11 protein-coding genes are annotated in these 13183 nt (G+C 69.5%); 3 read left to right on the top strand and 8 right to left on the bottom strand.

The annotated features are described in order from the left end of the window. Positions 1 to 100: 100 nt before the first annotated feature. Complete coding sequence (locus H9Q09_RS06930) at positions 101 to 853, bottom strand: galactosyltransferase-related protein (protein ID WP_348646281.1); 753 nt, start codon at positions 851 to 853, stop codon at positions 101 to 103. Further along, complete coding sequence (locus H9Q09_RS06925) at positions 850 to 2931, bottom strand: HAD-IIB family hydrolase (RefSeq protein ID WP_187390453.1); 2082 nt, start codon at positions 2929 to 2931, stop codon at positions 850 to 852. The genes H9Q09_RS06930 and H9Q09_RS06925 overlap by 4 nt, the downstream gene beginning before the upstream one ends. 60 nt (positions 2932 to 2991) lie before the next feature. Between H9Q09_RS06925 and H9Q09_RS06920 the strand changes: the two genes are divergently transcribed. Further along, positions 2992 to 4038: a glycosyltransferase family 4 protein gene (locus tag H9Q09_RS06920; protein WP_187390452.1), complete on the top strand. Its 1047-nt coding sequence runs from the start codon at positions 2992 to 2994 to the stop codon at positions 4036 to 4038. Next, the gene (locus tag H9Q09_RS06915) at positions 4035 to 5228 is read left to right on the top strand and encodes a glycosyltransferase family 4 protein (RefSeq protein WP_187390451.1); all 1194 of its coding nucleotides are present in this window, start codon (positions 4035 to 4037) and stop codon (positions 5226 to 5228) included. The genes H9Q09_RS06920 and H9Q09_RS06915 overlap by 4 nt, the downstream gene beginning before the upstream one ends. On the opposite strand, the gene H9Q09_RS06910 is transcribed toward H9Q09_RS06915, so the two are convergent. After that, positions 5216 to 6181 carry a glycosyltransferase gene (locus H9Q09_RS06910; protein ID WP_246716035.1) on the bottom strand — a complete coding sequence of 322 codons (966 nt, stop codon included), beginning with the start codon at positions 6179 to 6181 and terminating at the stop codon, positions 5216 to 5218. The two genes, H9Q09_RS06915 and H9Q09_RS06910, sit on opposite strands and share 13 nt — an antisense overlap. A 67-nt stretch (positions 6182 to 6248) precedes the next feature. Continuing rightward, a complete protein-coding gene (locus H9Q09_RS06905) occupies positions 6249 to 7097 on the bottom strand; it encodes an SDR family oxidoreductase (protein ID WP_187390449.1) in 849 nt (282 codons plus the stop codon). A gap of 237 nt (positions 7098 to 7334) precedes the next feature. Here H9Q09_RS06905 and H9Q09_RS06900 point away from each other — a divergent pair, with 237 nt between their 5' ends. Further along, entirely contained in the window at positions 7335 to 8462 is a 1128-nt protein-coding gene (locus H9Q09_RS06900) for a siderophore-interacting protein (protein ID WP_187390448.1), read from the top strand. 59 nt (positions 8463 to 8521) lie between these two features. Here H9Q09_RS06900 and H9Q09_RS06895 read toward each other — a convergent pair whose 3' ends face one another. From H9Q09_RS06895 to exbB, 4 genes are all read right to left on the bottom strand, one after another. Next, positions 8522 to 10267 (bottom strand): ABC transporter ATP-binding protein, encoded by a 1746-nt coding sequence (locus H9Q09_RS06895; protein ID WP_187390447.1) that lies wholly within the window; start codon positions 10265 to 10267, stop codon positions 8522 to 8524. 121 nt (positions 10268 to 10388) lie between these two features. Next, positions 10389 to 11336: an energy transducer TonB gene (locus tag H9Q09_RS06890; RefSeq protein ID WP_187390446.1), complete on the bottom strand. Its 948-nt coding sequence runs from the start codon at positions 11334 to 11336 to the stop codon at positions 10389 to 10391. A gap of 4 nt (positions 11337 to 11340) precedes the next feature. Next, positions 11341 to 11808 carry a TonB system transport protein ExbD gene (exbD, locus tag H9Q09_RS06885; RefSeq protein ID WP_187390445.1) on the bottom strand — a complete coding sequence of 156 codons (468 nt, stop codon included), beginning with the start codon at positions 11806 to 11808 and terminating at the stop codon, positions 11341 to 11343. Between the two features lie 4 nt (positions 11809 to 11812). Further along, positions 11813 to 13021: a tonB-system energizer ExbB gene (exbB, locus tag H9Q09_RS06880; protein ID WP_210315243.1), complete on the bottom strand. Its 1209-nt coding sequence runs from the start codon at positions 13019 to 13021 to the stop codon at positions 11813 to 11815. Positions 13022 to 13183: the final 162 nt, after the last annotated feature.

Genomic DNA, 13183 nt, shown 5'->3' with positions numbered 1-13183 from the left:
AGGCAAGCCATCATCGACGCTTGCTGCGATGCCTGGAACCGCGCCACCAGAGATCCAAGCCGCATCCGGTCCCTTTGCAACTACCCGTACATTAAAGCGGTCAGTTCATGAGCGGGCCGGTATAATCCATGCACCAGCGCCGATGCTTGGCGTGGAAGCGGCGGGCATTGGCCAGAATGGCGTCAAAATGCGGCAGCGGCGGCACGTGGACGGTGTGGTGCTGATGATAGGCGCGGGCCCCGGCTGTCCAGTAGAGCGGCACGCCGGCGGGATCGAGACGGGCGGCAAGATCGGTCTCCTCGCCGCCATAGCCGACGAAGCGTTCGTCCATGCCGCCGAGCCGCTCCCAGGTGGCCTTGCGCACCGCAAAGGACAGGCCCCAGAACTCGCCCGTATTCGCCTCGCGCCGCAGGCCGGTGCGAGGCATGTGGGGCTTGGACGGGTGTACGATGCCGACGGCGTCGAGCGCGTCGAAATCCAGCGCGCCGTCGATGGCGCCGCCCGGCAGATACAGGACCTCGCCGAGGAAGAAGCCGTCGGTCTCTGCACAGGCCTCGGTGAAGCGTGCGACGAGGTCGGGTGCGGCGACGCAGTCCACATCGAGAAAGATCAGCGTCTCGCCCGTCGCCGCCTCGGCGGCGCGATTGCGCGCGGCGGCCAAAGGCAGGTCGTCGCCCGGCACCGTGAACTGGCGCACCGGGATGCCGATCTCCGGCAGGTCCGGCTCGATCGCCGGTTGCATGCAGGCGATGACGAGTTCATCCGGCTTGCGGCTCTGCCGGCGCAGGCTCTCCATCAGGTTCAGAAGATGCGGCCGCCGGTTGCGCGTCAGGGTGAGAAGGCTGACCGTCACTGGATCGGCGCCCGTCCGGCGCGGGTCCGGAAATGGGTCACGCCCTCGATGATGCCGCGGGCGTGACTCTGCCGCGCGACATAGGAATGGGAGAGGTCGGATCGGCTGGCGAGACTGTCGGAATAGTTCGCCACGATGATCGACTGCGGCACCGAGCGCAGCATCTCGATATCGTTGCCGCTGTCGCCGGCCGCAAACACCGCCTCGTCGGGCAGGGACAGGCGTTGGCGCAGATAGGTGATCGCGGCGCCCTTCGACGCGGTGACCGGCAGGATGTCGAGATAGCGGCCGTGACTGTGGATGACGGCGGCGGCCAGTCCGCGGCGCTGGAGATGCGCGCGGATGCTGGCGACGATGCTGCGGTCGCCCTCGGCCAGATAGCTCAGCTTGAAGGCGCGCTGTTCCAGCGGCGCCTGCGGGGCGATGCCCGGATAGTCCGCCAGAGCGGCAGCGATCCGCCGGCGCTGCCAGCCGGTGGCGATGCGCCGGCTCCAGTCGCGGTCGCGGCGGTAGGTGACGCCGTTCGGCTCGAGGAAATAGATCTCGGTGCCGACCGAGGAGATGATGATCTTGGGGTTCGGCGCGGCCTGCTGTTCGAGGATCGAGAGCGCGCTGTGCAGCGAGCGGCCGGTCGCGACCGCGAAGTCGAGCGCGGTCTCGCGGGCATGCCAGCGGGTGAAGGCCTGGATGCAGGCGTCCGAGCCGGTCAGCGTGTTGTCGATGTCGCAGACGAGCAGCTGCGGCTGGTGGATGATCTGCGCCGGCTTCGCACCGGCGACCAGCCGTTCGACCAGTTGCCGGCAGCGCTCGGCATGCCGCGTCCAGTCATAGGCGTCCACGGCTTTGGCGCCATTGGCGGCGTAGGTCGCGTGAAGCGCCGGATCCTCGAGAATGGCGCGGCAGGCGCCGGCGATGGCGTCGGGCTCGTGCGGGTTGACGAGGCGGCCGTTGTTGCAACGCTCGATGATGTCGTTCGGACCGCCGCTGTCGGTCGCCACGAGCGGCAGCCCGCTCGCCGCCGCTTCCAGCAGCGTCAGGCCGAAGGGCTCGTTCAGCGCCGGATTGACGAAGATGCCGCCGCGGGCGCGGGCATGGGCGTAGAGGGCCGGGATGTCCGCCGGCCGATGGGTCTTGGGCACCGCGACGCGGCCATAGAGGTCGTGGCGATCGATGGCCTCCAGGATCGCCCGCATCTGGCCGGCGGCTTCCTCGCCAAGCTCGCAGAGATCGCCGCGGGTGCCGGCGACGATCACCAGATTGGCGTTCTCGCGCAGCCAGGAATCGCGGCCGAAGGCTTCGACGAGCATCGGCAGGTTCTTCTTGGCGACCGGGCGGGCGATCGCCAGGACGACCGGCTTGTCCGGTTCGCGCAGGAAGGGCGCGATCATCGCATCGACCGCATCGGTGGTGGTCGCGCTGCGATAGGCGTCGAGATCGCTGCCGGGCTCGATGATCCGGATCTTGCCCGGCTCGTAGCTGTCATAGGCGGCGTACTGGACCTCGGCCTCGTCCCGCGACGAGGCGATGACGAGGTCGGCGGCCGCGAAGGTCCGTTCCTCGATGGCAATGCGCCGGTCGAGGACGGCGGCGGTCTCCGCCGGGATCTCGCCGGTGCTCATGGCCGCGCGCTTGACGCGGCCGAGCGAATGGCCGGTGAACAGGAACGGAATGCCGGTCTTCGCGCGCACCAGTTCGGCGACGGTCCCGGCATCGGCGTAATGGGCGTGCAGGCAGGTTGGCGCCTCGGGCTGATCGCCGAGCCATTCCAGCAAATGCCCGGCGAAGCTGGCGGTCTCGGTGAAGAGTTCCTCCTTCGCCAGATATTCGGGACGGTCGGTCGGCAGCCGGAGGATCTCGACCTTGTCGTCGATCCGCTCCCAGCCCGGCCGGTACTCGTCGCCATACTCGCTGTCGAAGCCGCGCGTGGCGATGACGATACGGTCGATGCCGGGCGTCCTGGCCTGGGCCGCCACCAGCTCGAGCAGATATTTGATGTGGCCGCCCGTGTCCGGGGTCAGGCCATAGCTGACATCGGTTGCCCGGAGGCAGCCCTGAAGAGCGACGTGTACGACGAACAAGGCGCCTACCTCTTCCGTTTGGATACTGACGAATTGGTCTGACCGCCCATATGGCCGGCGATGAAACCGCTTCGAGTCGCTCAGGTCGCCCCTAACATTTTTCCGACGCCCCCGGATCTGTCCGGCGGGACGGAACGGATCGTTCACGATCTGTCCAAGGCGTTGGATTCACTGGGGGTCTCCGTCACCCTCTTCGCCCCCTCCGACAGCAGGTGCGACATTCCGCGCATCGGCACGTTGCCGAGCCTGAAAGGGCTGGAAGAGCGTCATGGGGCGGTGCCGCCCTCGATCCCGCAGGTTCTGGAGGCGGTCCAGATGGAGGAATTGCGCAGACGGCTAAGCGATTTCGACATCGTCCACTGCCATGGCGAGTTCTTCCATGCGGCGCTGCTGGGCGAGCGGCGGCGGCATTCGCTGACCACCATCCACTGGCGCGTCGACGAACTCGACCGGGAGTTGTTCTTCGCGGCCTTCCCCGACCTGCCTGTGGCGGGCATCTCGCAGAGCCAGCTCGACCGGATTCCGGCCGCCAACCGCGCCGGCGTGGTGCATCACGGGCTGGACGAAAGCCGCTACCGCGCAGGGCCGGGCGACGGGGGCTATGCCGCCTTCGTCGGCCGAATGACCGACCAGAAGCAGCCGGATGCCGCCATCCGCATCGCAAAGGCTGCGGGCATGCCGATCCGGCTGGCCGGGGCCGTCGATGTCGGCAATCCCACCTATTTCGACGAGAGGGTCGCGCCGCTGCTCGGCGGGGACGCCCGGTTCGTCGGTCCGGTGGACGATGCGGGCAAGCAGGCATTGCTCGGCGCGGCGACGGCGCTGCTGTTTCCCATCGACTGGCCCGAACCCTTCGGCCTCGTGATGATCGAGGCAATGGCCTGCGGCACGCCGGTGATCGCTTTCGACCGGGGCTCGGTGCCCGAGATCGTCGAGGACGGCGTCACCGGTTTCGTGGTGCGCGACGAGGCCGAGGCGGCGGCGGCGCTGCGGAAAATCGGCACTCTCGACCGCGATGCGATCCGCGCGCGTTTCGAGGCGCGGTTCACCGCCAGGCGGATGGCCGAGGATTACCTGCGGCTCTATCGCGAGCTTCTGGCCCGATGAGCCGGCTTCGCACCGCGCTGATCGCCTGGGACTATCCGCCGAGCGCCAGCGGCCTTGCCGTCGCGGCCCGCGAGATCGCCGAAAGCCTCGCGGCGGCCGGCGCCGAGGCCCATGTCTACACGCTGGACCGGCAGGGGAGCGAAGTGATCGGGGGCGTGCGGGTGATCGGTTGCCAGCCGCCCGAAGGCGGGGCCGGCCCCTGGTTGCGGCGACGGGCAGCGATCGGCCATCTGGTCGCGCCGCGCTGGTTTTCGGCGCGCATCGCGGCGGATCATCGGCAGAGGGCCTTCGACTGCCTGGAGGCGACGAACTGGTACGCGCCGGGGGCGTTTGCCAGCCGGATCCCAGACCTGCCCTTCGTCACCCGCCATTCCACCCCGGCGATCTCGACCGGGGCCATCTCCGGCGGCCTGCGCGACCGCTTGGATGGACGCTATGCCTGCCGGCTGGAGGCGAGGACCGCCCGGCGCTCGGACGGCCATATCTTCAACACGCAGAGCCATGGCGAGAAGGTGCGGGCCCTCTACGGGCTCGACGAGGCGGCTCCGCAGGCGGTCATCGGCCTGTCGCTGCCGCCGGAGCGTCTGGCGCGCGCGGCCGGTGCGTCCTATCCGCCGGCGGGAGGGGAGCTGCGCCTGCTCTTTGTCGGCCGCGCCGAGGCGCGCAAGGGCTTCGACTGCCTGATGGGGGCGCTGTCGATCCTTGCCGACGAGATGGCCAGGGGAGCGTTGCCGCGCTTCCGGCTCGATCTCGTCGGGATCGGTGCGGAAGACCTGCCGCCGCTCGACGATCGTGCCCGGTCCTGCCTCATGCTGCACGGCCGGCTCGACGACGCGGCGCTCGATGCCGCCTATCGGGAGGCCGATCTGGTCGTCGCACCATCGCGCTACGAATCCTTCGGCCTCGTCTACCAGGAGGCGCTGGCCTTCGGGCGACCGGTGATCGGGCTGTCCGTGGACCCGTCCGCCCGCCAAGTCGTCGGCGACAGCGGGGCCGGTCTCCTGGCCGCCGACGCCTCCGGCGCGGCCCTTGCCGACGTCTTGCGCCCGGCCCTGGGCGACGCCGATCTGCGCCTGCAACTCCATCGCCGGGCGGTGGCGGCAGCGGGGCGCTTTACCCGCCAGACGCTCGGCAGCGAAACGCTGGCGCTCTACGAAGCGGCTAGGGCGTTCCGGCGTCAGTCGGCATAGGGCGTCAGCAGCGCGTCGCGCTCGAACAGGCGGCCCTTGCCGGGCTGCAACGCCTCGTAGCGCTCGGAGCGTCGTTCGACATGGGCCCGGGACAGATGGTGCTCGATGACGAGGTTCGGGGCGATGAAGCTGTCGCGCCAGCCGCGGGCGAGGGCCGGCCGTTCATGCACTTGGCCCGCATAGCGTACGGAGCGACGGTTCAGGCGGTACTGGATGTCGGGGAAGAGGTCGGAGAGGACCCCGTCAACGCGGTTGCGGCGCGCCAGCCCGACGGAGAGGCAGCCGCCCGCGTCTGCAAGGGTTGCGACATGGCCGAGGGCCGCGAGCGTGTCCCCATCGACGGTTTCATCGGCGTCGAGCTGCAGCACCCAGTCGTGCCGGGCCATCTCCTGTCCGGCATTGCGCTGGGCAGCGAAATCGCCGGCGAGCGGCCGTTGCAGGATGCGGACCGTGTCGGGCCAGTCGGTCGGCGGCATGAGGTCGGCCGTGTGCGGTTCGTCGACGACGAGGCAGAGATCGTCAAGGATGCTGGCGACCGGGCCGAGCTGATCGCGAAGATTGCTCAGGTCGCCGGGGCGGCAGATGACCACGAGCGACACCGGGACCGCGGGAGAGGCGGCGAGCGGACGGAGGTCGGCGACGGCAGGGCAGTCCGTATAGGGATTGCGCAGGCCCGCCCGCTGTTCGTCGCCCACCGGGCTGGCGACGAGCCCGCGTGACAGCGCCAGGGTCCGCAGGCTGTAGCTTTCGACGAAGAACGGATCGTCCGGCGCCAGAACGAAGCGCTCCCCCGCCAGGCGGGCATCGATCAGGGTCGGCAGCCGACCCGATGCCAGGGCAGCTGCGTCTGCGAGAAGACCGCAATGGCCGCATTCGCGCCAGGCCGCCTGGTGGCGGGCGGCGCGCTCGGTCACCCGCATGTTGCGGGCGTGGCAGACGGGGCAACGCGGCAACCGGGTTTCCGGCGCAGCGGCGGGCAAAGCCGCGCCGCGTTCCCTCCCGTCTGGGAGCGTCACGCCGTCAGGCCCCGACGATGTAGCCGCCATTCGGATGGAGGACCTGGCCGGTCATGTAGGAGGAGTCCTGGCAGGCGAGGAACAGCACCGACGGGGCGATCTCGTTGGGCTGTCCGGCCCGCTTCATCGGGGCCTGCTCGCCGAACCCCTCGACCTTCTCGGCCGGCATCGACATGGGAATGAACGGCGTCCAGACCGGCCCCGGCGCGACACCGTTCACGCGGATCTTGCGGTCGAGAAGGTTGCTGGCCATCGAACGGGTGAGGGCGGTGATCGCACCCTTGGTGGAGGAATAGGCGATCAGGGAATCGTTGCCCTTGTAGCTGTTCACCGAGGTCACGTTCACGATGGCCGCGCCGTCCGGCAGGTGATCCAGCGCCGCCTGCATCATGTAGACATAGCCGTAGACATTGGTCTCGAAATGCTTGGCGAGTTCGGCCTGCGAGAGGTTTTGCAGGTCGTTCTCCTCCATCTGGTGGGCGGCGTTGTTGACCAGCACGTCCAGCCCGCCGAAGGCCTCGACCGTCCGCTTCACGGCGTCGGTGCAGAACGCCTTGTCACGCACGTCGCCGCGGATCAGCAGGCACTCGGCGCCCTCCGCCTCGATGGCGGTCTTCGTCTCCTCGGCGTCCTTGTCCTCCTCGAGATAGAGGATCGCGACCTTGGCCTTCTCGCGGGCGAACAGCACCGCGGAGGCGCGCCCGATGCCGCTGTCGCCGCCGGTGATCAGGGCCACCTTGCCGTCGAGCCGCCCGGAGCTCGGGTAGCGGGGCATGTAGTCCGGCGCCGGCGTCATCTCGCTCTCGCGGCCCGGCGTCGCGTCCTGGTGCTGGGCGGGAATGGAACTCGTCATCTGGCTATCCTTCTGTTCGACGTCCGCTTTTGGGGAAAGACGCAGAAGGCCGGCGGTCCGTTCCCTCCTCGGCCGCTCGAACTTGACTATGAAAGTCATGTTATTATACCCGCCCTGACGGGGGCAAACACGGGGAACGGACATGACCGACATTCATCGGAGCGGCATCGGCTGGCCGAAACGGCCTTGCAGCATCCGCGTCCGGTCCTGTGCGGCGGTCCGGTCTCGAGGCCTCCCATGGTGACGTCCTGCGCGCCCGACGGTGACGACGACCCCGCACGCGACGCGGAAACGAAGTTCTGCGCCGCGGTGGAGATCGCCACCCAGACTCCCGCCGGCTTCCTCGATCATCTCGCCGGCATCCTCGCCGATCACATGCCGCCGTCCCGCAAGCCCGGCGACGGTCTGGCGCTCGACCTCTATGGCGCGCGGGCGCGGATCGAGGGCCGGGGCGAGGCGCTGGCCGCCTGCGCCGATGCGAGCGACCGCGGCGCGCTCGCCAACATGAAATATCTCATCGCCTGGAACATGCGGGAATTCTTCGGCCCCGATGTCGAGATCGCTTGGTCGGGCGACGGCGAGGGCACGTCCGAGCTGCCGCAGTTCCGCGAAATGCGGGTCGTCGATGCGTGGCAGGTGACGCCGAAGCTGCGCCGGGTGCGCCTGACCGGCCATGATCTGGCGCGGTTCCAAAGCGGCGGGCTGCACATCCAGATCCTGATCCCGCCGAAGGGGCGCAAGCCGGTGTGGCCGAGTGCCGTGCCGTCGGGCATTCCGGCCTGGCCGGAAGGCGAAGACAAGCTGGTGCTGCGGACCTACACGATCCGTCACATCGACCCCGGTGCCGGCTTCGTCGACATCGATATCGTGCTGCATGACGGCGAAAGCCCCGGCTCGGATTGGGCCCGCACGGTCCGGCCGGGCGATCCGGTGGGAATGATCGGTCCGGGCGGCGGCGGCGCGGTCCCGGCCGGGCGCATGCTGCTCGCCGGCGACGAGACCGCCCTGCCGGCGATCGCCCGGATGCTGGAAGAAATGCCGGCCGATGCCGTCGGCACAGCGATCATCGAGGTCGAGGATGCCGGCGAGATCCAGTCGCTTGCCCATCCGGCGGGCTTCGAACTGGTCTGGCTGAACCGCGAAGGCCGGGCTGCCGGGACGACGACGCTCCTGGAAGAGGCCGTCGTAGCGCTCGACTGGCCGTCGGAGGCCGGCACGTCGGTGTGGATCGGCTGCGAGTTCAAGGCGTTCAAGCGGCTGCGCCACCATTGCCGCCGCCATTGGGGCCTGAAGGCGCGCGACCATCTGGTCGTCGCCTACTGGCGCGGCGAGGCCGAACCGGCGACCGGCGGCGTGCATCGCTAGCCGCAAAGGCATCTTCCGAACGGCCTGAGAGGGGCGGGCCGCAGCCCGCCCGGACCCGGTCATTCCGCCGCGAGGATAGCCGGACGCAGGACGTCCTGCTCCTGCGCCAGCACCAGCCGGCGATAGGCCCCGTCCTGCTGCAGCAAGGCGTCATGCGCCCCCTCCTCGACGATCCGGCCGGCCTCGACGACGACGATGCGGTCGGCGTGGCGGATGGTCGACAGGCGGTGGGCGACGACCAGCGTGGTGCGGCCCCTGGCGAGCTCGGCGAGCGCGGTCTGGATGGCGCGCTCGGTCGCGGTGTCGAGCGCCGAGGTCGCCTCGTCGAGGATCAGGATCGCCGGATCCTTGAGGAACATGCGGGCGATCGACAGCCGCTGCTTCTGGCCACCCGACAGCTTCAGGCCGCGCTCGCCGACGATGGTGTCGAGGCCGTCCGGCAGGCGCTTCACGGTCTCGGCGAGATGGGCGCGTTCCAGCGCTTCCCAGATCTGGGCGTCGCCGGCATCGAGCCGCCCATAGGCGACGTTGTCGCGGATGGTGCCGCCGAACAGGAAGACGTCCTGCTGCACGACGCCGATATGGCTGCGCAGCGCCGCAAGCCGCATGTCCCGGATGTCGATGCCGTCGATGGTGATGGCGCCCTCGACCAGATCGTAGAAGCGCGGCACCAGCGCGCAGATCGTCGTCTTGCCGGCGCCGGAGGGGCCGACGAAGGCGATCGTCTCGCCGGCCTTCACCGACAGGTCGATGCCGTCCAGCACCGGGTGGCCGGTCGAATAGGTGAAGTGGACGTTCGAGAAACGGATGTCGCCGGCGAGCTTGTCGACAGCGCGGGCGCCGGGCCGGTCGACGATGTCGGGCTCGGTGTCGAGAAAGTCGCAATAGCGGCGGAATCCGGCGATGCCCTTCGGATAGCTCTCCAGCACGGCGGCGATCTTCTCGACCGGGCGGAAGAACACGCCGACCAGGAGGAGGAAGCCGACGAAGCCGCCATTCGTCAGGTCGCCCTCGATGACGTAATAGGTGCCGGCGACCATGACGATCACCTGGGTCAGCCGCATCGACAGATAGTTCAGCGACTGGCTGACCGACATGATGCGATAGGCGTCGAGCTTGCGGCCGCGATATTGCGCGTTGTCGCGGGCAAAGAGCGCGCGCTCGTGATCCTCGTTGGCGAAGGCCTGCACGACGCGGATGCCGCCGACATTCTCCTCGATGCGGGCGTTGAAGGCGCCGACGCTGCTGTAGATCGCGCGCCAGGTGTCGGTCATGCGGGCACCGTAGCGCACGGTCAGGATCGTGCCGACCGGCACGACGATGGCGGTGATCAGCGCCAGCTCGACATGGACGAACAGCATCAGGACGAAGGCGCCCAGGAAGGTCATCACCGCGATGAACAGGTCCTCGGGCCCGTGATGGGCGATCTCGCCGATCTCCTCCAGATCCTTGGTCAGGCGGCCGACGAGATGTCCGGTCTTCTGGTTGTCGAAATAGCCGAAGGAGAGCTTCTGGAGATGGTCGAAGGCGCGGCGGCGCATCTCCGTCTCGATATTGATGCCGAGCATGTGGCCCCAATAGGTGACGACGGCCATCAGGCCCGTATTGAGCAGGTAGATCGCCAGGAGCCCGACCGCCGCGGCGATGATCAGGTTCCATTCGCCGCTCGGCAGCAGCGTGTCGATGAAGACCTTCACCGCGATGGGGAAGGCGAGTTCCAGGAGGCCGGCCAGCACCGCGCAGCCGAAATCGAGAACGAACAGGCCGCGCCACGGGGCATAATAGGAAAAGAACCGCGCAAGCATCGGGGCCTCGTCTTCATCTCTGGAGCGCCGTGACGGACGACACGGCTTATGCCGCGGCGCCCGTCCGGTCGCGCGTTTCTTCGATTGGGGCGGGCACGCCGGTCCGCGTGGCCAAGCGAGCTTACCGGAAGCGGATCGGCACCGTCAGCGAAACCCCCTTGCCGCCGGGCGGCGCGGGGAACGGGCTGGCCCGTCGCAGCAGCGAGACCGCCGCATCGTCGAGGATACGGCCCGCCGAACGGGCGACCCGCACCGAGGTGACGCGACCATTGCCATCCATGCGGAAGGAAACCGTCACGGTACCGGACCCGCCGCCGCGCGGGCTGCGCTTGTAGCGGTTGAGCCGCGCCTGCACGGCGTTGCGCCAGCTTGTCAGCGCCGAGCGCGAGACCGTCGCCCCTTGCGAGACCTGCCGCTGCTTGCGCCCCTTGGTGGCGGTCGAGGGCGGCGGCGCGGCCTTCTTCACCTGCCGGCGCTGCTTCTTGCGCTCGACCTTCTGGCGTGGCTTGCGCGGCTTGATCTCCTGCTTCTTCTCGCGCACGGCCTGCCGGACCTTCGGCGGTGGGGTCGGGCGGAAGGTGGGCACCGGCACGACATCGGGCGCCGCCTCGACGACGGGCTCCGGTTCGGGCGCGGGCTCAGGCGTCGGCTCAGGCTCGGGCTCCGGTTCCACGACTTCGGGAGGAACCGGGTCAGGGGTCGGCTCGGGCTCGACCTGCTCTTCCGGCTCCGGTTCGGGGACCGGTTCCGGCTCAGGCTCAGGCTCAATTTCGGGCTCTGGCTCCGGCTCGGGCGTCTCGATCTCGGGCGGCGGCTCGGTGGCTTCCGGCTCGGCGATTGCTTCGGTGGAGGCGATGTCGGGCGTTGCCGCGGGCGCGGCGAGTTCGATCAGGATCGGCGCCTGCTCGTTGCCGGCCGGCGGCTCGTCGGGAACCCGTGCAAGCACCGCATAGGCGACGGCGCCATGGGCCGCGACCACGAGCAGCGCCGCCAGCGGCCAGCGCACGAGGCCGGCGCGCAGTGGCCGGGTGCCGTCGCCGAAGGGGATGCGATCGCCGTGGCGGGCCATGGGCTCAGGTCCGTCCCGCGGCTGCCGCCCCGGCGGCGCCGGCGCCTGCATCTTCGAGGCCGACGAGACCGATCTTCAGATAGCCGGCGGTCCGCAGCTGGTTCATCACCTCCATCAGGTCGCCATAGGCAATGGCGCCGTCGGCGCGCAGGAGAATGCGCTCGTCGCGATTGCCGCCCGTGGCGGCATCCAGCCCTTCGGCCAGCGCTGCGGGATCGACCTCGTCGTCGCCGATCAGCAGCGTGTTGTCGGCCTGGACCGTCAGATAGATCGGCTCGTCCGGCCGATCCTGCGGCTCGGCGTTGGACAGCGGCAGGTCGACGGGCGCATCGACCGTGGAGAGCGGCGCGGCGACCATGAAGATGATCAGCAGCACCAGCACCACGTCGATGAAGGGCGTGACGTTGATCTCGGAGACTTCGCCGGCGCCGCCCAGATCGTCGCCGCCACCCTGGTTGAGGTTGATCCCCATCGGCCTACTCCGCGGCGGCCATCAACGGCGCCGCCTCCCGGGTCGTGTGGCGACGGTCGAGGTCGCGCGACAGGTGCTGCAGGACCAGCGCCGAGCCGTCGGACAGGACGGCGCGATAGCCGGCGATGGAGCGGGCGAAGACATTGTAGACGATGACCGCCGGGATCGCGGCGACGAGGCCGATGGCGGTGGCCAGGAGGGCCTCGGCGATGCCCGGCGCGACGACGGCGAGATTGGTGGTGTTGGCCTGACTGATGCCGATGAAGGAGTTCATGATGCCCCAGACGGTCCCGAACAGGCCGACGAAGGGGGCGGTCGAGCCGATGGTGGCGAGAATGCCGGTGCCACGGGAGATCGAGCGGCCGGCACCGGCCTCGATGCGCGACAGCGCGACCGAGACGCGCTCCTTGATGCCCTCGTCGGAGAGGTCGGCGGACCGCGCCCGCTCGGCCTCCGCACTCTGGGCAAGGGCTGCCACCGGGCCGCGCCAGCGGCGGCGGTTCGCGGTCAGGGCCTCCGTCAGCGTCTCGGCGCGGGCGAGACGGCGCACGCCGACCCGTGCGCGGCGCTTGGCCAGCGCCAGTTCCATCGCCTTGGACAGGCCGATGGTCCAGGTGACCAGCGAGGCGAAGGCGAGGCCGATCATCACCGCCTTCACCACCCAGTCGGCGGCCATGAACATGCCCATGGGCGACAGATCGTGGGGCAGCGCCGCGTTGCGTTCGTCGGGAGCGACCGGCGAAGCGGGGGCAAGGGCCGGCTCCGCCGCCGTGGCGTCTGCGGCCGGTTCTGTCGGCTCGACCGGCGCCGTGTCGGCGGCCGGAACTGACGGCGTGGCGGCGGTGGACGGGGCAGGCGTCGTGGCCTCGTCGGTCACCGCGGTGTCCGGTTCGGCAGCGGCGGGGGCGGCCGGCTGCGCTCCGGCAGGTTCTGCCGGCGTTTCCGGTGCCGCGGGGGCTGCCGGTGCGGTTTGGGTGGCCTCTGTCTCCGCCGCCGGGACGCCGGTCGGGGCTTCGGACGCGGCCCCGGGTGCCGCTTCAGGCGTTGCGGTCGGCGCCGGCTGTGTCGGCTCGGCCGCCGCGGGCGACTTGTCGAGGGCGTCCTGCGCCATGGCCCGATCCGCCACTTGCGGCGTCGCCACGACGGCGAGGGCCAGAGCGATTGCGATTGAAAGCCGGGGCAGGGCAGACCTGCGGGCAGAAAGATGGGTCATGATCGGCCGTTCGTCTTTCGGGCATTGCCCGGTCACTGTCCCGCCAGGACCGGCCGGACGCGGTCGGCTGCCGGGCACGGAAATGGGCGCGTTGCGCAGCGCTTAATATAATCTGATAGTAATAGTCAACTTTGCGCCCGGTGGTTGTCCACGGGTCTCCCA

This window comes from Aurantimonas sp. DM33-3, from assembly GCF_014334315.1.
GTDB classification, from domain to species: Bacteria; Pseudomonadota; Alphaproteobacteria; order Rhizobiales; family Rhizobiaceae; genus Aurantimonas; species Aurantimonas coralicida.
Note: the sequence above shows the minus strand (reverse complement) of the source record. Positions and strands in the feature narration are given on the sequence as shown.